At 66.0% G+C, this 19,999-nt stretch carries 16 protein-coding genes; 3 read left to right on the forward strand and 13 right to left on the reverse strand.

The features are described from left to right. Positions 1 to 335: 335 nt before the first annotated feature. Complete coding sequence (locus ACIP0B_RS07790) at positions 336 to 1,628, forward strand: MFS transporter (protein ID WP_400830976.1); 1,293 nt, start codon at positions 336 to 338, stop codon at positions 1,626 to 1,628. Between the two features lie 10 nt (positions 1,629 to 1,638). Then, on the forward strand, positions 1,639 to 2,406 hold the full coding sequence (locus ACIP0B_RS07795) for a substrate-binding domain-containing protein (protein WP_400830977.1): 768 nt from the start codon (positions 1,639 to 1,641) through the stop codon (positions 2,404 to 2,406). Here the strand turns inward: ACIP0B_RS07795 and ACIP0B_RS07800 are convergent. The 11 genes from ACIP0B_RS07800 to ACIP0B_RS07850 form a co-directional block, all read right to left on the reverse strand. Continuing rightward, the gene (locus tag ACIP0B_RS07800) at positions 2,396 to 3,304 is read right to left on the reverse strand and encodes a LysR family transcriptional regulator (RefSeq protein WP_085579977.1); all 909 of its coding nucleotides are present in this window, start codon (positions 3,302 to 3,304) and stop codon (positions 2,396 to 2,398) included. The genes ACIP0B_RS07795 and ACIP0B_RS07800 overlap by 11 nt on opposite strands. A gap of 78 nt (positions 3,305 to 3,382) precedes the next feature. After that, complete coding sequence (locus tag ACIP0B_RS07805; protein WP_400830979.1) at positions 3,383 to 4,003, reverse strand: hypothetical protein; 621 nt, start codon at positions 4,001 to 4,003, stop codon at positions 3,383 to 3,385. Between the two features lie 80 nt (positions 4,004 to 4,083). Continuing rightward, positions 4,084 to 5,136 (reverse strand): ketoacyl-ACP synthase III, encoded by a 1,053-nt coding sequence (locus ACIP0B_RS07810; protein WP_400830980.1) that lies wholly within the window; start codon positions 5,134 to 5,136, stop codon positions 4,084 to 4,086. Positions 5,137 to 5,138: 2 nt separating this feature from the next. Next, positions 5,139 to 5,381, reverse strand: a complete 243-nt coding sequence (locus ACIP0B_RS07815) for an acyl carrier protein (RefSeq protein ID WP_400830982.1) — start codon at positions 5,379 to 5,381, stop codon at positions 5,139 to 5,141. Positions 5,382 to 5,416: 35 nt separating this feature from the next. Continuing rightward, complete coding sequence (locus tag ACIP0B_RS07820) at positions 5,417 to 6,775, reverse strand: class I adenylate-forming enzyme family protein (RefSeq protein WP_400830983.1); 1,359 nt, start codon at positions 6,773 to 6,775, stop codon at positions 5,417 to 5,419. Positions 6,776 to 6,808: 33 nt separating this feature from the next. Then, positions 6,809 to 7,120, reverse strand: a complete 312-nt coding sequence (locus tag ACIP0B_RS07825) for a hypothetical protein (RefSeq protein WP_400830984.1) — start codon at positions 7,118 to 7,120, stop codon at positions 6,809 to 6,811. A 40-nt stretch (positions 7,121 to 7,160) separates the two neighbouring features. After that, positions 7,161 to 7,967, reverse strand: coding sequence for an SDR family oxidoreductase (locus ACIP0B_RS07830; RefSeq protein ID WP_400830986.1), 807 nt, complete (start codon positions 7,965 to 7,967; stop codon positions 7,161 to 7,163). Then, complete coding sequence (locus ACIP0B_RS07835) at positions 7,967 to 8,740, reverse strand: SDR family NAD(P)-dependent oxidoreductase (RefSeq protein WP_400830987.1); 774 nt, start codon at positions 8,738 to 8,740, stop codon at positions 7,967 to 7,969. Before ACIP0B_RS07835 ends, ACIP0B_RS07830 begins: the two co-directional genes overlap by 1 nt. Then, positions 8,737 to 9,918 (reverse strand): NADH:flavin oxidoreductase, encoded by a 1,182-nt coding sequence (locus ACIP0B_RS07840; RefSeq protein ID WP_400830989.1) that lies wholly within the window; start codon positions 9,916 to 9,918, stop codon positions 8,737 to 8,739. The genes ACIP0B_RS07835 and ACIP0B_RS07840 overlap by 4 nt, the downstream gene beginning before the upstream one ends. After that, entirely contained in the window at positions 9,915 to 11,000 is a 1,086-nt protein-coding gene (locus tag ACIP0B_RS07845; RefSeq protein ID WP_400830990.1) for an AfsA-related hotdog domain-containing protein, read from the reverse strand. The genes ACIP0B_RS07840 and ACIP0B_RS07845 overlap by 4 nt, the downstream gene beginning before the upstream one ends. A 73-nt stretch (positions 11,001 to 11,073) precedes the next feature. Beyond that, on the reverse strand, positions 11,074 to 14,709 hold the full coding sequence (locus ACIP0B_RS07850) for an indolepyruvate ferredoxin oxidoreductase family protein (protein ID WP_400830991.1): 3,636 nt from the start codon (positions 14,707 to 14,709) through the stop codon (positions 11,074 to 11,076). A gap of 1,851 nt (positions 14,710 to 16,560) precedes the next feature. Between ACIP0B_RS07850 and ACIP0B_RS07855 the strand changes: the two genes are divergently transcribed. Next, positions 16,561 to 18,369: a monovalent cation:proton antiporter-2 (CPA2) family protein gene (locus tag ACIP0B_RS07855; protein WP_400830993.1), complete on the forward strand. Its 1,809-nt coding sequence runs from the start codon at positions 16,561 to 16,563 to the stop codon at positions 18,367 to 18,369. 99 nt (positions 18,370 to 18,468) lie between these two features. Here ACIP0B_RS07855 and ACIP0B_RS07860 read toward each other — a convergent pair whose 3' ends face one another. Both ACIP0B_RS07860 and ACIP0B_RS07865 read right to left on the reverse strand, forming a co-directional pair. Next, complete coding sequence (locus ACIP0B_RS07860) at positions 18,469 to 18,822, reverse strand: DUF1428 domain-containing protein (protein ID WP_400830994.1); 354 nt, start codon at positions 18,820 to 18,822, stop codon at positions 18,469 to 18,471. Positions 18,823 to 18,824: 2 nt separating this feature from the next. Further along, positions 18,825 to 19,904 (reverse strand): hypothetical protein, encoded by a 1,080-nt coding sequence (locus tag ACIP0B_RS07865; RefSeq protein WP_400830995.1) that lies wholly within the window; start codon positions 19,902 to 19,904, stop codon positions 18,825 to 18,827. Positions 19,905 to 19,999 lie beyond the last annotated feature (95 nt).

Genomic DNA, 19,999 nt, shown 5'->3' on the forward strand with positions numbered 1-19,999 from the left:
AGCCGACATCTTCATTGCCTGACACACCGCCATCGCTGGCAAGCCAGCTCCCACAAAGGCCGGCGGTGCTCGCGGAAATGGCAGTCCAGCGCAAATCCTGTGGGAGCTGGCTTGCCAGCGATGAGGCCGGTTCAGCTGACATCTTCATCGCCTGACACACCGCCATCGCTTGCAGGGCAAGTCCCCACAGGAAAGCGCATTGATCCGCAAGACACATCAATCCATGCCAACAATGCAATTAACAGATCGATCCCGCTGCGCCACTATCCGCCCCAATAAAAACCGTGCGCCGCCCTCCCGTCGCGCACGTCATAAAAGCGGTGGAGTACTTTTCTATGACAGCCTCAATCCCACACGGCGGCTCGCGGGCCGGCGCCATTTTCCGGGTCACCTCGGGCAACTTCCTCGAACAGTTCGACTTCTTCCTGTTCGGTTTCTACGCCACGCAGATCGCGGCGGTGTTCTTTCCGGCGAGCAGTGAGTTCGCCTCCCTGATGATGACCTTCGCGGTGTTCGGCGCAGGCTTTCTGATGCGTCCGCTGGGGGCCATCGTGCTCGGCGCGTACATCGACGACGTGGGCCGGCGCAAAGGCCTGATCGTCACCCTGTCGATCATGGCCAGCGGCACGATCCTGATCGTGCTGGTGCCCGGCTACGAGACCATCGGCCTGTTCGCCCCGGCGCTGGTGCTGATCGGGCGCCTGCTGCAAGGCTTCTCCGCCGGCGCGGAGCTGGGCGGCGTGTCGGTGTACCTGGCGGAAATCGCCACACCGGGCAACCGCGGCTTCTTCACCGCTTGGCAGTCGGCCAGCCAGCAGGTGGCGATCGTCGTCGCGGCGGCGCTGGGCTATGCGCTGAACCAATGGATGGCGCCCCAGGCGATCGCCGATTGGGGCTGGCGGATTCCGTTCTTCGTCGGTTGCATGATCGTGCCGTTCATCTTCCTGCTGCGGCGCAACCTGGCGGAGACCGAAGAGTTCGCCGCACGCAAGCACCGCCCCAGCATGGGCGACGTGTTCCGCACCCTGGGCCGTAACTGGACCGTGGTGCTGGGCGGCATGCTGATGGTGGCCCTGACCACCACCGCGTTCTACCTGATCACCGTGTACGCGCCGACCTTCGGCAAGACCGTGCTGCACCTGAGCACCTCCGACGCGCTGCTGGTGACCTTGCTGGTGGGCGTGTCGAACTTCTGCTGGCTGCCGGTCGGCGGCGCGCTGTCGGACCGCATCGGCCGGCGTCCGGTGCTGATCGCCATGGCGCTGCTGGCCCTGGCCACCACCTACCCGGCGCTGTCGTTCCTGGTGCAGGCGCCGAGCTTCAGCCACATGCTGCTGACGCTGCTGTGGCTGTCGTTCATCTACGGCCTGTACAACGGCGCGATGATCCCGGCGCTCACCGAAATCATGCCGGTGGAAGTGCGGGTGGCGGGCTTCTCGCTGGCCTACAGCCTGGCGACGGCGGTGTTCGGCGGCTTCACCCCGGCGATGTCGACGTTCCTGATCGAGTACACCGGCGACAAGGCCGCGCCCGGTTACTGGATGAGTGTCGGCGCACTGTGTGCGTTGTGCGCGACGCTGTACCTGTACCGCCGTGCCGGCGGCCGTCTGCAACCGGTCGCGGCGTAAGGAGCCTGCCATGAAAAGACTGATCAACTTGACCGCCCTCGCCCTCTTCGCCGTCAGCGCGTGGGCCCAGGCCGAAGAACTGCGGGTGATGACCTCCGGCGGCTTCACGGCGGCCTACAAGATCCTCGGCCCGAAGTTCGCCGCCAGCAGCGGCAACACCCTCGACACCGTCCTCGGCCCGTCGATGGGCAAGGCGCCGGAGGCGATCCCCAACCGGCTGGCCCGTGGCGAACAGGCCGACGTGGTGATCATGGTCGGCTACGCCCTCGACGACCTGATCAAGCAAGGCAAGGTCGACCCCGCCTCGCGGGTGGAACTGGCGGACTCGCGGATCGGCCTGGTGGTGCGCGAAGGTGCGCCGAAGCCGGACATCGGCAGCGTCGAAGGCCTGAAGAAAACCCTGCTGGACGCACACTCGGTGGCCTACTCCGACAGCGCCAGCGGCGTGTACATCGAGCAGCAGTTGTTCAAGAAGCTGGGCATTGAAGATCAGCTGAAGCCCAAGGCCAAGATGATCCCGAAAATCCCGGTGGGCTCGGTGGTCGCCACCGGCGATTACCAGTTGGGCTTCCAGCAGGTCAGCGAACTGCTGCCGGTGCCGGGGGTGAGTTTCGTGGCGAAGATTCCGGAAGCGGTGCAGTCGGTGACCCGCTTCGCCGCCGGCATCCCGGTGGGCGCGCAGCACCCGCAGGAAGCCAAGGCGCTGCTCGCCTACCTCGCCGCACCGGCCGCCCAGGCCGACGTGCAGGCCACCGGGCTGGACTCGGTCAAGCGCTGACCGGCTGCACCTTCATCTCCACCACCAGCCGTTCCAGCTCCAACGCCGCCGGGGTCAGGGTACGACCCCGGCGCTTGATGATGCCGACGCTGCGCATCACCTGCGGCTCGGTCAGCGGGATCCGCGTCAGGATCGGATGGTCCGCCGCCGGCATCGCCATCAGCGGCACCGCCGCCACCCCCAGCCCCGCCTCCACCAGACCGATCATGGTCGTCACGTGCCGCGTTTCGCAGATGCTCGGACGCTGCGGCACCACGTGGGTCAACGCCTGATCCAGCAAAAACCGGTTGCCCGAGGTCTTGTCCAGCGAGATGTAGTCCTGGCGGTAGAACTCGTCCCAGGTCACGCTGCTGCGCCCGGCCAGCGGATGGTCACGGCGGCAGGCCACCACGTAGCTCTCCTGCACCAGCGGTTCGAAATCCACCCCCGCCTCCTGGGTGCCCATGAAGCTCAGGCCGAAATCCGCCTCGCCGTTGACCACCGCGCTGAGCACGTCGTGGGCGCTGGAGTCGAGCACCTTGACCTTGATCCTCGGAAACTGCCGGTGATAGCGCGCCACCACCCGCGGCATGAAGTAGTACGCCGCCGACGGCACGCACGCCACGGTGACGTGGCCCAGGCGGGTCGAGGCCACTTCGCTGATGCCCAGCAGCGCCACGTCCAGGTCGTCCAGCAGGCGCTCGACGCTGGGCATGAAGCCGCGCCCGGCCTGGGTCAGGCTGACCTTGCGCGTGGTGCGTTCGAACAGCTTCACGCCGAGGGCGTCTTCGAGCTTTTCGATCCGCCGGCTCAGGGCCGGCTGCGACAGGCGCACGGTGTCGGCGGCCTTGCGGAAACTGCCCTGCTCGACCACCGCGCGAAAGGCTTGCAGGTCGTTGAGGTCGAAGTTGATGGCCATGGCGGGACTCGGGCTGGACTGATTCGCTGAGGCTATGAATGTTACCAATTGATGCAAATCATTACAGCAGCGGACGCCCTACCGGTCGGCCGTCGACAGCTGCCGCTCGATGGCGGCCAGGTTGCGCCGGCGTATCCAGCCGCTGGCCAGCCGGATCGCCAGCCAATAAGGCGTGAACAGCAGGCGGGTGCGGGTGTTGGGGCAATGCACGAAGGTTTCGGTGCGAAGGGTGCGCACGCCCTGCCCGTGTTCGATGACCTGAAAGCGCAGCACCAGCCGGGCAATGCGCGGATCATCCAGCGCCGCGAACGCCTGCGCGTCGGGGACGCGGTTCACGTTCAGGTCCGGGCGCCAGAAGCGCCCCGCCAGGCCCATGGAAATTTCGTCCGGCGCGCGTTGCAGGCGGGTGAACGAATCAAAGCCGAACGGCGCGCTGGCCGGCTGCGTGCGCCGGTTGCCCAGCACCCTGAGCAGTTTCGCCGGCAGCTCGCGCAGCGACAGCAGCGCGTTGACGACGCGATCCTCGCGCATGTCGAAGGCGCAGACCGCGTCGATGATGCGCTCCGGTGACGCCGGGATCGCGCCCGACTCATGGCATTCATAGAATTGGAACGCCGGCAGAAACGGCGAAGGCGAAATCCAGGGCGGAACGGCCCGGCTCGGGATGATGCCCAGTGCCGTCCAGAATGTCGGGTTCATGAGAACTCCCTTGAGGGGCAAACGAGCGGGCATGGCGGTGCCCCTAAAAACCAGGGGCACCGCCACGCCGCGGATACAGCTTAGGCTTGCGCACGCACCTCTGCGTCCGCCTGCTCAGCCTTTTCCGGCACGAAGCAAGGCGCCACGGCACGGGTCTGGCGAAGGTCGACCTTCATTGCGCCCCACGACAGCCCGGCGCCGAAGCCGCACAGCACGACGTGCTGCGCCTGCGGCGTGCCGACGGCGGCATGCCGCGACAGGACGATCGGGATGGACGTGGAACTGGTGTTGCCGACGCCGTCGATGTCCACCGGCATTTTCTCCGGGGCGACGCCGATCATCCGGCGCAGGTAATTGAGCATGAAGCCGTTCGCCTGGTGCAGCACCAGCAGGTCGAGCGACTCGGGGCTCAGGCCCGTGTCGTCCAGCAGCGCCTTGACGGTCTGCGGCACCCGGGCGAGCGCGAAGTTCATCACCGCCGTGCCGTCCATCTGCAGGCAGCGGATGCTCGCGCAGGCCTGGCTGTCCGCGTCCCGGGTGTAGGCGATGTCCGAGGCCAGGGCCTCGCGGCCGCTGCCGTCGGTGCCGCAGACAAACTCGAACGAACCGTCGCCCTGCTCCAGCAACGTGGCGGACGCCGCGTCGCCGAACAGCATTTTCACGTGCCGGTCACGCTCGTCGAGAATCCGCGTGGTCACGTCGCCCGTGCACAGCAGGATCCTTTTGCAGGCCCCCGACGAGATCAGCGCACCCGCTTGCACCAGCGCGCTGACATAGCCGGAGCAGCCGGCGGTCACGTTGATGACCAGGCAATGCTGCGGCAGGCCCAGCGCCTGCTGGACGATGTAGCCGACCCCCGGCGCCCAGGAATCCGGCGTCTGGGTCACCACGATCAGCCCGTCGATGTCATCGGCGGCGCACAGCCCTTGATCGAGCAGGTGGCGGCACGCGGCGATCACCAGATCGGACGTGTGCAGGGTCTGGGTCTCCCTGACCGACTCGATGCCCGTGCTTTTCGCGATGCGGGCGACTTCCTTGGCGCCGAACAGCTCGGCGAAGCCGTCCAGCCCCACGCTGCGTTCGGGCAGCGCGGCCGTGACCGCGCGCACCGCAACCCCGGAAATGGTGTGCATGGTCAGGCCACTCCTTTCACTTTCCCGGCGGCCAGGTCGAAGATGTCCTGCACCGTCACCACGCCTTCGATCTCTTCGCCGGAGATGGTCGTGCCGGTGGTTTCGAACACCAGCGCCACAATCGAGATGCGCGCCATCGAGTCCCAGAAGTCGCTGCTTTCCAGCAAGGTGTCGCCCTTCAGTTCGTCCAGGGGGATGGACAGGATGTCGGCGATGCTTGCGCGCATTTTTTCCATGTTAGCCATGTGTCATTTCCTTATCGTTTGATGGCAATCGGGGCTCACGACCCGCTGAGGACGCCGGGATGGCGCATTTTCTTGAAGCGGCTGGTGATCAGCGGCGTATCGCTGACGGACACCACCCTGGGCAGTTGTTCCGGCGCCAGCACGCCGCGGATCTTGGCGTACAGCACGGCCTTGAAGTCCTCCAGCGCCTGGGGCGCCAGCAAGGTGAAGCGCGCCGCGACGATCTGGCCGAGCAACGGGTTGGGCTGGCCGTACACGACCACGTCGGACACGTTGTCGACGCCCATCAGCACGCTTTCGACGTGCGCCGGGAACACCTTCTTGCCGCCGACGTTGATGACGTCCACCGCCCGCCCGGAGACCCGGAAAAACCCCTCGTGCTCATCCGTCAGGTCGTGGGTGATCAGGTAGCCGTCGTCCGTCAGGTCGCCGGGGCCGGTCAGGTAGCCGAGCATGTTGGTCGGCCCGCGCACCTGCAGGATCCCGTCGACGACCCGCAGGCGGTAGGCCGGATCTTCGATCTTCATCCAGGCGCTGTCGCCGGCCTTGACGTCGCACGGCAGCACGCCGATTTCCGACATGCCGTAGAGCTGGCGCAGTTTCACGTCCGGCAGCAGGTTCGCGATGCGCTGGATGGCTTCGGGGGAGCTCGGCTCGGAGCCGAAATAGATGCGTTGCAGGCTGCGGGTGTCCCACTTCTGGAACACGCCGGTGATCGTCGCCAGGTTCAGCAGCGTCGGCGACACGTGCAGCGTCTGCACCTGGAACGATTCGACGCAGCGCCCGACCTCCTGGGGCGAACGCTCCTTCGGCAGCACCAGGGTGCCGTGGGTCGCCAGCGCCTGCAGCACGGTGACCAGCCCGCCGATGTGGTCGAACAGCAGGAACGCCAGGATGGCGCCGCACCGCTCGGCATTCATGTAGCGGTCGAAGAACGGCGCGACGCCGTGCACCACGCCTTTGGCAGGCCCGGTGGAGCCCGACGAAAACACGATGAAGCCGGCCTCGCGGCGCGACAGCAGGCCTTCGACGGTCGCCGGCAGCGCACGCGCTTCATGGGCCGCGAACGCGAAGCCCTGGGAACCGCCGCCCGTCACGGTGAACCGCGCGCCCGACGCTTCGGCCAGGTGCGCCAACTGCTCGTCGGCCTTGGGCACCGACAGCGCGATGACGTTGTTGCGCAGCCACAGCGCGAACAGCATGCAGACGCTGTCGAAGCTGTAGTTGTCCACCAGCAGGACACAGGCGTCGCTGATGCCGCGGGACGCCAGTTCCTCGCCATAGGCGTGGATCCGCTCATGCAGTTGGGCGTAGGAGAAACGGCCCTCGTCGCTGACGATGGCCGGTTTGTCCGCGCCGTCTTTCAGGTGATTGAGAAACTCGACAACTTGCATATCCACCTCTCGATAAAAAGTGCGGTCGCCGGATCAGCTCGCCTGGGCTTCAAGCGCAGGCGACAGCCGGCTCATGACGTAGTCGGCCAGCGTGCCGAGCGTGGCGAACGGCGTGGCGGTGGGCGGCAGGTCGGAGGTGTCGGCGAGGTGGACCTCGACGCCGAACCGGTTGCGGATCTGCTCTTCGGTGTCGACGATGATCGACACCAGGGTCATGGAGTCGATGGTGCCTTCGATGCCGTACAGCGGGCTGTCCTCGCCCCGGGACAGATCGATGGGCTCGGGCAGCAGCAGGTCCTGTTGCCGCACGACGGCTTCGACGAGGGATTTGACGGTGTTCAGCATTCCAACATTCCTTTATTGGGGGTGCGCGTTCAGGGGATCGTCAGGCTTGGGGCAACGGCTCCCGGGCTTGCTCGTGATGGGCCAGCACCGTTCGCATGTCGACGAACTCGCCGCTCTTCACCCCGTAGTCGGCGGGTGCGGCGATCACGTTGCGGATGTCCTCGGCGCGCTGGGCGGCGGAGACCATGTAACCGGGCACCAACGCCCGTTGCTGCAGGGACAGCAGCTCCGGAAACTGCGCCGTCCGTTCGCTGAAGCTCACCTGCCGGGACAGCCCGGTGTTGACGTTGCACAGGCCCAGCACGGCGAAGAAGATCTCCGGGTTCTCTTGCGCGTAGACACCGCCCAGCGCCTTGAGCGCCGCCTTCGACAGGCTGTAGGTCAGCGTGCCTGCACGAAAGCGGACCCCCGCCATCGACGCCGACAGCACGCAGGTCGCCGGCCGATGGGGCGAAGCCAGCACCAGGTCCAGAATGGCCTTGTTCGCCAGCACGTTGACGTTGAGCACGTGCTGCACGTCCTCCAGCGAAAACGCCTCGGCGCGGGCCGGCACGTTGCCGCTGACCCCGGCGTTGAGGAACAGCACGTCGACGCCCTGGCTCAGGATCTCGGCGAACGGCCCCTTGAACAGCTCGCCGATGTCGCCGGTCTTGGAGAGGTCGAACGGCCGGAACCGGAAGTTCGGGTGGTTCATGAACCGGTACGGTTCGCGCCGGGCGGTGCCGAAGACGGTGCAGCCGTCCTGCAGCAGCCGCTCCACCAGCGCCTCGCCGATGCCGCTGCTCACGCCGGTGATGAACACCCGTTTGCCCGGCGTCCGGGCCGGGTCGCGCTCTGGCCGGCCCATCAGAATTTCCCGGCCGAGAAACCGCCATCCACCGGCATCACGGTGCCGGTGACGAACGAGGCCGAGTCGCTGAGCAGCCACAGGATCGCGGCGGAAATCTCGCTGGCGGCGGCGAACCGTTTCATCACCGTGACCTGCAGTTTGTGTTTGGTGGACTCAGGGTTGGCCTTCAAGCGCTCTTCCGAGTTCATGCCGCCCATCGTCGGGCCGGGGCACACCGCGTTGACGCGCACCGAATGGCGCTCCGGCAGGGACTCTTCGGCGGACTCGATGGCGCACACCTGGGTCAGCATGTTCAGCGCGGCCTTGCTGGTGGAATAGGCGCTTTGCTTGGCCACGCCGAGCAGGCCGGCGCAGGACGACACGTTGACGATCGCGCCGCCGGCGTGCTTCGAGATCAGGTTGGTCTCGTGCTTGAGCAACAGCAGCGGGCCCAGCAGGTTGATTTCCAGCACGCGCTTCCAGTCGGCGAAGTCCATCTCGCGGATCGGCGCATGCTTGGACGTCACGCCGGCGTTGTTCACCGCCAGGTCCAGACGCCCGTGCCGGTCGTTGATGACGCGGAACAGCTCGGCCACGGAGGCTTCGTCGGTGACGTCGCTCTTGATGAAGGTGCAGTTGGCGCCCAGGCGGCTTTGCGCGGTCAGGCCGTCGTCCTCGTTGCGGCCGGTGATGTAGCAGATGCAGCCGGCATCGACGAGCTTCTGGCTGACGTCGAAACCGATGCCCCGCGTGCCGCCGACAACCAGGGCGATTTTTCCGGTGAAGTTCATTTCAGGCTTTCCTCATAGTGCAGTTGCAGTTTTTCCGGCCGCCGGTAGTCCGGGTTGACGCAGCAGTACACCCGCTCGGCCATGGGGTCCTTTTTGTCGCGAAAGCAAAACGCATCGCCCCGGCAGCGCATGACCTCAGCGTCGCGGCCGGCCAGTTCCTTGGCGATGAAACAGTTGTCGGCCAGCATGGCGCGGCCGAACCCGATGAAGTCGGCATCGCCGCAGCCGATGATTTCATTGGCCTGGGCCACACCGCTGACCGAGCCGGTGAAGCCCACCGGGATGCGCACGAACCCCTTGAGGTAGCGGCAGCCTTCGCGGGACATCGCCAGCGCCTTGTCCTTGTTCTTGAAGAAGAACGGAAAGGTCTCGCTGACGCCGGTGGAACAGGTGATCGCCGCCACCCCGGCGGCCTCCAGGGCGACCACCACATCGCCCAGCAGCACCGCCTGCTGCCCTTCCTCGCCCAGGCCGTCGTCGATGCCCAGGCGGACAGTGACCGGCACCCGGTCGCCGGTGGCCCGGCGGATCCCTTCGACGATGGCCAGCAGCAGCCGGGCGCGCTTGAGCGGGTTGCCGCCCCACTCGTCTTCGCGGCGGTTGGTGCGGGGCGACAGGAAACTGCTGACCAGATAGCCGTTCGAGGCCTGGATCTGGATCAGCGCGGCGCCGGCCTGCTGGGCGTGCAGCGCGGCGGCCGCGAACTGATCGATGCAGCGCAGGATCTGCGTGTGCGACATCGCCACCGCCCGCGCCTCGGGAAACGCCTTGAGGATGGCGGGGGATGCGATGCCGCTGGGCGTCAGGATCTCGCCCTGCGCCGTCGGCAACGCCTGCGGGCCGTAGTGCTGCAGTTGCACGCCCAGCGGAAAGTGACGCTGGCGGGCCGCCTCGAACAGCGGGCGCAGGGCCTCGGCGTGGGCCGGCGACGTCAGCCGCAGGCCACGGCCGTTGTAGCGCGCCTCGGCGTCCACGCTGGCGTTGCCCAGGAAACCGAAGCCGCTGCCGCCGTCCATCAGCGACTGATAGACCTTGAAGAACTCCGGCCGGGGAAAGCCGTTCCCGTCGCACAGGTCCATGCCCAGCGACGAAAAGTACAGTCGATTCTTCGCGACCGCCTGTGCGCCGAAATGCAGGGCCACGGTGGCGGGCATCGGTTTGCCGGTGGTCACGGTCATTGCCTCAGCGCCCCGAGGGCCGCCTCGTCCAGGTGAACGAAGCCGCGCTTGATCATGTCGCTGATGACTTGCAGGTCGTCGAAGCCCAGCGTCGGGAATTCCCACGACGCGTACTTGCCCTCGCCGACGCTGCGCACGGCGCTGGAAAACTCGAACTTGCCCTCGTAGCCGATGTGCAGCGTGACGGCGTCGATGAACTCGATCTCCGGCGTCGTCGTCACGCAGCCGTCCTTGCCCAGGCCCACCAGCAGCACGTCGGCCTTGCGGCCCTGGCCGTCGCTGAGGGTGCAGGTCAGCTTCGACTGGTGGATCGGCGTGAACCAATCGTTGGCGTGGATGAAGATGTTGCGGGTCTTCTCGAACAGCCGCAGGTCGATGACCGTCGCCTTGGTGTCGATCGTGGCGAACAGGGTCTGGCGCTGATAGAACGAGACCCGGAAAAAGATCTTCTTGGGCGATGCGGCATCGGTGGGGGTCATGTTGTCGACCACCAGTTCGATGGGGTACATCAGCTCGGCGTAGGCGAAGAAACTCGCGTTCAGCTCGTTGACGCTGACGGTGACGTCGCCGCGCGCATGGCCGGTGTGGTGGTACAGGTGGTGATAGACCGCCTGGCGCGCCGCCTCGATGAACATCGTGCCGGGCACGTGCTCGTGGGACTTGCGGTAGAAGAAGTAGTTGTCGGCGTTGTTGATGAAGCGGAACGAACTGGAGCGGCGGATGGCCGGGATCGCTTGGCACAGCTGCGCCACGGCCTGCTCAGGGTCGTCGCCCTCCAGGCTGCCTTGCGGGGCGACGATCTGGTAAGGCAGCGCCCTCACCCGTTCCCACCCGTTCTGCGCCTCGCCGCCGTCGGCGAACGCGGCGCCCAGGCGGATTCGCTTCTGAAGGTCGGGCGCCACGGCGAAGGCCGCGTGCCCGTCGGCGCCCGCACCGTAGCGGCGCGTGAGCGGGTTATGCGAAGCGGCCGCCAGGGTCGCGTCGTCCAGGTGCAGCGGCAGCGCGACTCTCGGTGCGCAGATCAAAACGTCGTCGGCCGAGCCCTTGTGCAGCAGGTCGGGTGCAATGGTGTCGTTGTTCATATCGGTCAACTCATCCTTGAAAGGGTTGTGGGCCTGCTCTCTTTCGGCAAGGGGGCCGGCAGCCCCCCGGCAATCACGAAGCTTCCATCACATCGCGCTCGGCTTCGTTGCTCGACGGCGCGGCATGCATCGCGGGCGGCACCCACGACTCGACGCCGGCGGCTTCGCGGTGGATCGGGACCGGGTGCTGGCCCAGCAGGATCTGCTCGATGAGCGCCTTCTCGCGCAGGCGCGCAGCGGCGATCGAACGTTCCTTGACGTGGCCGTAGCCGCGGATCGAATCCGGCAGGTTGGCCCAGGCGATGAACTGCGCCAGGTTGTCCTGGGTCAGTTCGGGCAGCAGGCGCAGCAGCATGGCTTCATAGTCCTGGATCAGGCGCCGCTCCTCGCGTCGCTCGGCGGACCAGCCCAGCGGGTCGAACCGGGTGTGGCGCAGGACGCGGCCCTTGGCCAACACCTTCAGCAACGGCAGCACCCAGCCGGAGAACTCGGTCTTCTTCTGTTTGTCGCGCAGCCACGGCAAGGCGAAGTGGAAGGTCAGACGGGTGCTGCCTTCGAAGCGGCTGGCCAGGGATTGCAGGAAACGGTCGGCGGTCAGCAGCCGCGCCACTTCGTATTCGTCCTTGTAGGCCATCAGCTTGAACAGGTTGCGGGCGACCGCTTCGGTCAGCGCGCTGCCGTCGCCGGCGCCCGGCGCGGCGCGCACGATGTTCACCACGCGGCGGTAACGGGCGGCGTAGGCCGCGTTCTGGTAGTGCGTCAGGTATTCGCTGTTGCGCTCGATCAACCGCACGAGGCTGTCACGCGGGTTGGGCGCCGCGCTGATGTCGTGCAGCGCAATGGTCTTGGCGCCCTCGGCGGCAGCGCTCGGGTCGAGGTAAGGCGCGACGAAGGCGGCGTCCTGCGCCAGCAGCCGGCCCCAGGCAAAGGCCAGGTGGTTGGCGGCGGCACTGCCCGCCAGGTCGATGGCCTTGTTCAGCGCCGCCTGCGACACCGGCACCGTGCCGCGCTGCCAGGCGTAGCCCAGCATCAGCATGTTGGCCTGCATCGGATCGACCAGGGTGTCCGCCAGTTGCCCGGCATCCAGGCTGTGGTAGTTGTCCGCGCCCACCTTTTGCTTGAGCAGGTCGACGATCGCCTGGGTCTCGATGCGCAGTTCGGTGCTGCGCAGCATCGCGCCGGTTTGCGTCTGTGCACTGTTGGCGATCACCACGGTCTTTTCCGGCCGCAGCGTGGCCAGCGCATCGTCTTCGCTGGCCACGACCAGGTCGGCGGCCAGCAGCAGGTCGGCGCCGCCGATGTCGATGCGGTGCTGGTGCAGCGTCTGCGCCTCGTTGGCCAGACGGATGTGGCTCAGCACGGCGCCGCCCTTCTGGGCGAAACCGGTGAAGTCGAGCACGCTGACCGCGCGGCCGTCCAAATGGGCGGCCAGGGCGATGGTGCGCGCCACCGTGACGATCCCGGTGCCGCCGATGCCCACCAGCAGCATTTCGTAAGGGGTGTCGAGCGAACGGGACGGCAGCGGCGCCGCCAATGCCACGGCCCGCGCCAGCACCTGGGCGCTGTCGGCCACCCGGCGGCGCTGCGCGCGCGGCTTGCCGGTCACCGTCACGAAGCTTGGGCAGAAGCCCTTGATGCACGACAAGTCGGTGTTGCAGGAATGCGGGTCGATGCGGCGCTTGGTGCCGAACGGCGTCTGCACCGGCGTGACCGACAGGCAGTTGGACTTGACCTGGCAATCGCCGCAGCCTTCGCACACTGCTTCGTTGATGACGACCTGGGTCTTCACCGCCGGGGCCGGCAACTGCTTCTGGCGCCGGCGGCCTTCGGTGGCGCAGACCTGGTCGAACACCAGCACGCTGACGCCGCGGGTCTGGCGCAACTGCAGCTGGACGTCCTCCAGCCGGTCACGGTGATACAGCTCGATGCCGTCAGGCAGGCAGTCCTGTTCGCGGTAGCGCTCCAGGTCATCGGCCACCACCACGATGCGCTGGGCGCCTTCGGCCTTCACCAGCTCCACGGCCTTCTTCACCGTCAGTTTGCCGTCGATCGGCTGGCCGCCGGTCATGGCGACCGCGTCGTTGTAGAGCAGCTTGTAGGTGATGGTCACACCGGCGGCGATGGCCTGGCGGATCGCCAGGAAACCGGAATGGAAAAAGGTGCCGTCGCCGATGTTCTGGAAAATGTGCGGCGTCTCGACGAAGGGGGCCTGGCCGATCCAGTCCACCCCTTCCCCGCCCATCTGCACGCTGCCGCTGGTGGCCCGCTCCGGCATGCGCGCCGCCATGGCGTGGCAACCGATGCCCAGGCGCGCCTCGCTGCCCTTGGGCACGTGCGTGGAAGTGTTGTGCGGGCAGCCTGAGCACAGGTAAGGCGTGCGCCGGATCCAGGCGTGGTCACGCGTCACCGCAGGCATGAGCCAGTAGGTCGGCATCCGCACCGTGATGCCCAAATCCTGTAGCCGCGGCTGGAGCATCGCGGCGATCCGCGACGGGCGCAGCTCTTCGTGATCGCAGACCAGCGGCTGGCCGCTTTCGTCGGCCTTGCCGATGATGACCGCGCGCTGGTCGGCCGCGGCGTTGTAGTGCTTCTGCTTGAGCTGCTCTTCGACGATGGCTTGCTTCTCTTCGATGATCAGCACCTTTTCGGCCTGCTTCGCCCACTCGTCCAGCACCGGCGACAACGGGTAGACCAGGCTGATCTTGAGCAGCGCCACGCCGGCGTTTTCCAGTTGTTCAAGGGTGACGCCGCACTGTTGCAGCGCCTGGCGGACATCGCCGTAGGCCTTGCCGACCGCGCCGATGACCAGCTTCGGCCGGGCCGGTGCCGTGACCGCGGTATCGATCGGGTTGGCCAGGGCGAACGCACGGGCCGCCGCGAACTTGAAGGGCATGCGCCGTTCGATCTGCATGCCGGGCAGATCCGGCCAGCGCCAGTGCAGGCCGTCCGGTCCCGGATCGACCTCGGGGGTGACGAATTCAGGCAACGGGCACGCATCGACCGAGGTGGTCGCCTCGACCGTCTCGGTGATGGCCTTGAAGCCCACCCACAGGCCGGACGCACGGGACAGCGCCCAGCCCCACAGGCCGCAGCGCTCGTAGTCTTCGAGCCCGTTCGGGTGGATCACCGGCAGCCCCCAGGCGATCAGGGTCCGGTCGGATTGGTGGGACAGCGACGACGACACGCAGCCATGGTCGTCGCCGGTGACCACCAGCACGCCGCCCTTGGCCGACGAGCCGTAGGCGTTGCCGTGCTTGATCGCGTCACCGGAGCGGTCGACGCCGGGGCCTTTGCCGTACCACATGCCGAACACGCCGTCGTAGCGTTTCCTCGGGTCGGTTTCGACGCGCTGGGTGCCGATCAGCGCGGTGGCCGCCAGGTCTTCGTTGATCGCGGGCAGGAAGCGGATGTCCGATTGCTCCAGCGCGCCGCTGGCCTTCATCAGTTCCCGGTCCACCCCGCCCAGCGGCGAGCCGCGGTAGCCGCTCACGAACCCCGCCGTGCGCAGGCCGTTGGCCCGGTCGAGCGCGGCCTGGGTGAACAGCAGCCGCACCAGCATCTGCTGCCCGCTCAGGAAGATCCGCTCGCCGGGCGCTGCGGCCTGCGAATACACCGAACGGCTGTCGTAGTTCTGGATGCGCAGCGACGAAGCCTGGGCCTGGGCGCCTGCCCGTTGCTGCACCGCCCCACTGGATGCGCTGGCAGGCATCTGATCGGGCTGAAGTCGCTGACGCGCTGATCCAATGGAGTCTGAGTGCACGGTTTCAAGTCCTTATGAAAACTTCACATTAAATGTGCTTGTTTGCTCACCGCAGCAGGAACTTCCGGCCGCGCCATAAAACAACAGAGAGGCAACTTCACAAATCAAAGGCGAACGAATGCGCGAGCAATCATCAATTGCTCCAGACAACGCGCATGCGCCTGCCTTCGCGGCATTAAGAGAAAAACATTGTTCTATCTTCAGGTGTACGACCGACGTTCTCAGTCGGCCAGACGAAAACCGTCGTTATTCGGGGTCGATCAATTCAAAGTTCAAAGTTTCAACTCCTTGTGAAAACTTCATTTGAATGTCTCTGCGAAAGCGCCGGGCACGCAAGGGCCGGCCGCAGACGGGTAGGTGTTTGCCGACGCCGGCCGGTCAGCGGAACGCTGCGGGCGACGGGCATGCGCTGGGCAAGAAAACGAAAGGCCTGATCCGGCGACGGCGTGAGACCGACGCAGCCCCGCAGACGGGCGGATCGTGGATCGAATAGATAGAGGCCGCCTACATGGCGGGCTGACGGAATGCGAGTACAAGGTTTCAAGTCCCTATGAAAACTTCACTGTAGATCGCTTGTCTGCCCATCCGTCCTGGATGCGGCTTCACGACGTGCTCTGCGCACGTTGGCAAACGTCGTGACAACACAAGCGAATGACCGGAACCCACCTCTCCTGAAGTCGTGGTTCCGACGGGTTGATTCTCTGGCTACTTTCGGCGGTTTCTTATAATTGCCGTTAGTACTTTCTGGTGCGGGAAAAATAGTAGATTCAGGACAAACGCTTTGTCAATCATTGCAACGAAAGTTTAACAGCCGGCACACATATGAACTATCCAGTACACTAATAAAACCTGAAACCATCGTTCCATATTCGACCCGACTTTATCGAATCAGCCGCCCACACACCGGGGACTTGACCATTAAGTGACTTGAATCAATAAAAAGTCCCGAGATTACTGCGCACTGTTTTTCGAGTAACTACTCGGTAACTTTTACGCGAATTAACCTAAGACCAAAGTCTAACTTTACATAAGTAAACCATTACGAATGCCACCTCTCCCTTGTGGGAGCTGCGGTGCGACGATTCGACTTGCCAGCGATGGGATCGGCACAGCAGACATCTCTGCTGCCTGACCCACCGCCATCGCCAGCAGGCTGGCTCCCACAGCGATTGCGGGGAATCCCCCGCATCGGTGACCACCGCCAAAACCTGTGGGAGCTTGCCTGCAAGCGATCGCGGTAGCTCAGGCAATGAAGATGTCGGCTGGGCCGGCCTCATCGCTAGCAAGCTAGCTCCCACAGGATTTGCGGTGGCCTGCCATTTCTGCGAACACCACTGAGCCCTGTGGGAGCTGGCTTGCCAGCGATGGCGGTGTGTCAGGCAATGAAGATGTCGGCTGTACCGGCCTCATCGCTGGCAAGCCAGCTCCCACAGAATCTGTGGTGACCGGCCATTTCTGCGAACACCACTGAGCCCTGTGGGAGCTTGCCTGCAAGCGATGGCGGTGTATCAGGTGATGAAGATGTCGGCTGGGGCGGCCTCATCGCTAGCAAGGCTAGCTCCCACAGTTTTTTGTGGTGTACATAAATCCTGCGAACACCCGAGATGCCTGTGGGAGCTGGCTTGCCAGCGATGAGGTCAGTTCAGCCGACATCGAAGGTGTCTGACACACCGCCATCGCCAGCAGGCTGGCCCTCCACAGTGATCCGAGGGACAGCCGCCCCAGGCCGCTGCCGGTGGTGCGTCGCGGGATGAGCCTTTATCCTTGCTCCCCCGCCGTACCGAGTTCTGGAGTTGTGCCATGCCCCATGAAGGCAACCTGTTGCAAGCCGCCGTCGTCTTTCTCTTTGCTGCCGTGCTCACCGTGCCGCTGGCCAAGCGCCTGCAGTTGGGCGCGGTGCTCGGCTACCTGTTCGCCGGGGTGATCATCGGCCCGTCGGTACTGGGCCTGATCGGCAATCCGCAGAGCGTCAGCCACATCTCCGAACTGGGCGTGGTGCTGCTGCTGTTCATCATCGGCCTGGAACTGTCGCCGCGACGCTTGTGGGTGATGCGCAAATCGGTGTTCGGCGTCGGCCTGGCCCAGGTGCTGCTGACCGGTTCGGTGATCGGCGTGGTGGCGCTGTCGGTGTTCGGCCAGCCGCTCAACAGCGCCATCGTGCTCGGCCTGGGCCTGGCGCTGTCGTCCACCGCGTTCGGCCTGCAAAGCCTGGCCGAGCGCAAGGAACTGACCAGCCCCCATGGACGGCTGGCGTTCGCGATCCTGCTGTTCCAGGACATCGCCGCGATCCCGCTGATCGCGCTGGTGCCGATGCTGGCCGGCGTCGATCACCACACCAGCGGCGCCGACGATGTGCGCCACAGCCTGCAGGTGCTCGGCAGCATCGCCGTGGTGGTGATCGGCGGACGCTACCTGTTGCGTCCGGTGTTTCGCGTGGTGGCCAAGACCGGGCTGCCGGAGGTGTCCACCGCCACCGCGCTGCTGGTGGTGATCGGCACGGCGTGGCTGATGGATCTGGTGGGCGTGTCGATGGCGCTGGGGGCGTTCCTGGCCGGCCTGCTGCTGGCCGACTCGGAATACCGCCATGAGCTGGAAGCGCAGATCGAACCGTTCAAGGGCCTGCTGCTGGGGCTGTTTTTCATCAGCGTCGGCATGGGCGCCAACCTCAGCCTGCTGCTCAGCGCACCGATCACCGTGGTGGGCCTGACGCTGCTGCTGATCGCCCTGAAGCTGCCGCTGCTGTTCGTGGTCGGGCGCCTGGCCGGCGGGCTGAACAAGATCAGCGCCGTGCGCCTGGGCATCGTGCTGGCGGCGGGCGGCGAGTTCGCCTTCGTGGTGTTCAAGATCGGCCGCGACCAGGGCCTGTTCGAACCGCGCCTGTACGACCTGCTGGTGTTGACCATCACCCTGTCGATGGCGCTCACGCCGCTGCTGATGCTGATCTGCGCGCGGCTGGTCAGCCCCAAGGTGCAGCCGGTGGAAGTGCCGGAGAAATTCCGCCAGATCGACACCGACACCCCGCGGGTGGTGATCGCCGGCATGGGCCGGATGGGCCAGATCGTGGCGCGGATCCTGCGGGCGCAGAACATCAAGTTCGTGGCCCTGGACACCTCGGTGGAAACCATCGAACTGTCACGCAGCTTCGGCGGCGTACCGGTGTTCTACGGCGACCCGATGCGCCCGGAGATCCTCAGCGCGGCCAAGGTCGGCGATGCGGAATACTTCGTGATCGCCACCGACGACCCGGAGACCAACATCAAGACCGCCGAGATCGTGCGCAAGCTGTACCCGCACATGAAGATCATCGCCCGGGCGCGCAACCGTCAGCACGTGCACCGGCTGGTGGACGTGGGCGCCGAAGCGGTGCGCGAAACCTATTACTCCAGCCTGGAAATGAGCCGCCGCACCCTGGTCGGCCTGGGCCTGACCCAGGAACAGGCCGATGCGCGGATCAAGCGCTTCAAGCACCACGACGAACAGGTGCTGGAGGCCCAGCACGCGGTGTACGACGACGCGGCCAAGGTGCTGCAGACCGCCCAGGAAGCCCGGGCGGAACTGGCGCGGCTGTTCGAGTCTGATCAGTTGGAAGAGCAATCGCGCAAGGCCTGAGCCCTGCGCAGGCCTGCCGAACCGTCGCCCCGCAGGGCCCTGCCATTGAGCCGGGAGCCCTGTGGGAGCCGGCCTGCCGGCGATGGCACCCTCGCCCCGTCAAGGCTCGATCAGGTAGTTGAAGCCGCCGTAGATCATCCGCCGACCATCGAACGGCATCGGGTTGGCGTCAGGCTGCATGCGCGGGTCTTCCATCATTTTGGCCATGCCGGCGTCGCGGGTGGCCTTGTCCGGCCAGACCAGCCAGCCCGAGGCCACGGTTTCCCCTTCCTCAAGCTTCACCGCCATCGGGAAGGACGTGAGCTTGCCGTCCGGCACGTCATCGCCCCAGCATTCAACGACGCTCAGGGCACCGTATTCCTTGAACAGCTTCGCGGCGACGACACAGTGCTTTCTGTACTGTTCACGGTTGGCGTTGGGCACGGGCGCCACAAAGATATCGATGTAAGCCATGGTCATTCTCCTTGGGGATCGGGTTGTATCCGCTGACTGGTCGATTCCGGCGGCCGCCATTCGACAGGGGCGGTGCCCCACCCGACCGACGGCTCGTCGCGTCCGCCCAGGCTGCCCTCGACCTGCCCGGCGATGTGCAGCGTGCCGGCCATGACGCCGGTGGTCGGGTTCTGCACCAGTTTCAGCCAGGCCTTGTCGAAGGTGTTGCCCAGGCTGCTGCGGATCAGCGCTTCGCTGTCGGGACGGTCGTTGGCCTGGATGATCGCGCGGATGCCGGCCACGCCCACGGAGATCAGCGCCCCGGCGAGTTTCCCCGCCGCGGCCGCCACCGCACCGGCGGCGCCGCGCGGGGCCATTTCCGCTTCCATGCGCTGGCTGGCGCGCTTGGCCACCGGAGCCATGCCGGCGTCGGTGGAGGCGATGCCCTTGGCGCCGCCGTCGGTGTGGATCTTGTCGATCAGCGCGGCGTAGGCCGGCAAGGTGTTCAGGGGTTCGGTGCTGATGACCTGGTACAGCGACGCGTCCCGGGCCGGCGGCGGCCCGAGGGCGATGGCGGGAATCTTCTGCAGGCGCCCGTTGAGCTGGGCGACGGGCACGCCGTGACGCTGGGCGATGAGCGGCATCTGCTGCGCCATCTGTTGCGCATAGAACGCCGTGGACTGGCCGAGGATCGCGTCCGGGTCGATCTCCACGGCCACCGGCGCCAGCACCCTTTCCTGATACTGCTCAAGCAGATACGCCGCCAGGCGCTTGGCCGAAGCGTCCTGTTCGCCGCCGGCGCTGATCGTGTACCAGCTGACCTTCATCGACAGCCATTCCTGGGTCCAGTAGCTGCTGAACCACGGAATGAAATTTTCTTCAGTTTGCTGATAGACCCGGGTGCGCCAATGTTCCATCGAACCGCGGGCGAACAGCTTGGCCTGCTCGGTGGCCTGCTGCGACGCGCTGAGGATCTCCCGGTCGATCTGTTGCCAGGTGGCGGGCGACACCACCACCGCCGGCGCGCTGACCGGGGCCCGCGCCGTGGTGGCGCAGCCGGCCAGCAGAAACAGTGCGGCGACGGCCAGCGCACGCAGGTTCACGGTGGTGTCCTTCAGGGAGCCGGGGCGGTATGGGTTTGAGTATAGGTGGGCCGGTCGGCGGTGAGGGCGGATGTGCCGACCCCATCGCGGGCAGG

The organism is Pseudomonas sp. NPDC089534 (assembly GCF_044749305.1).
Taxonomy (GTDB): Bacteria; Pseudomonadota; Gammaproteobacteria; order Pseudomonadales; family Pseudomonadaceae; genus Aquipseudomonas; species Aquipseudomonas ekonensis.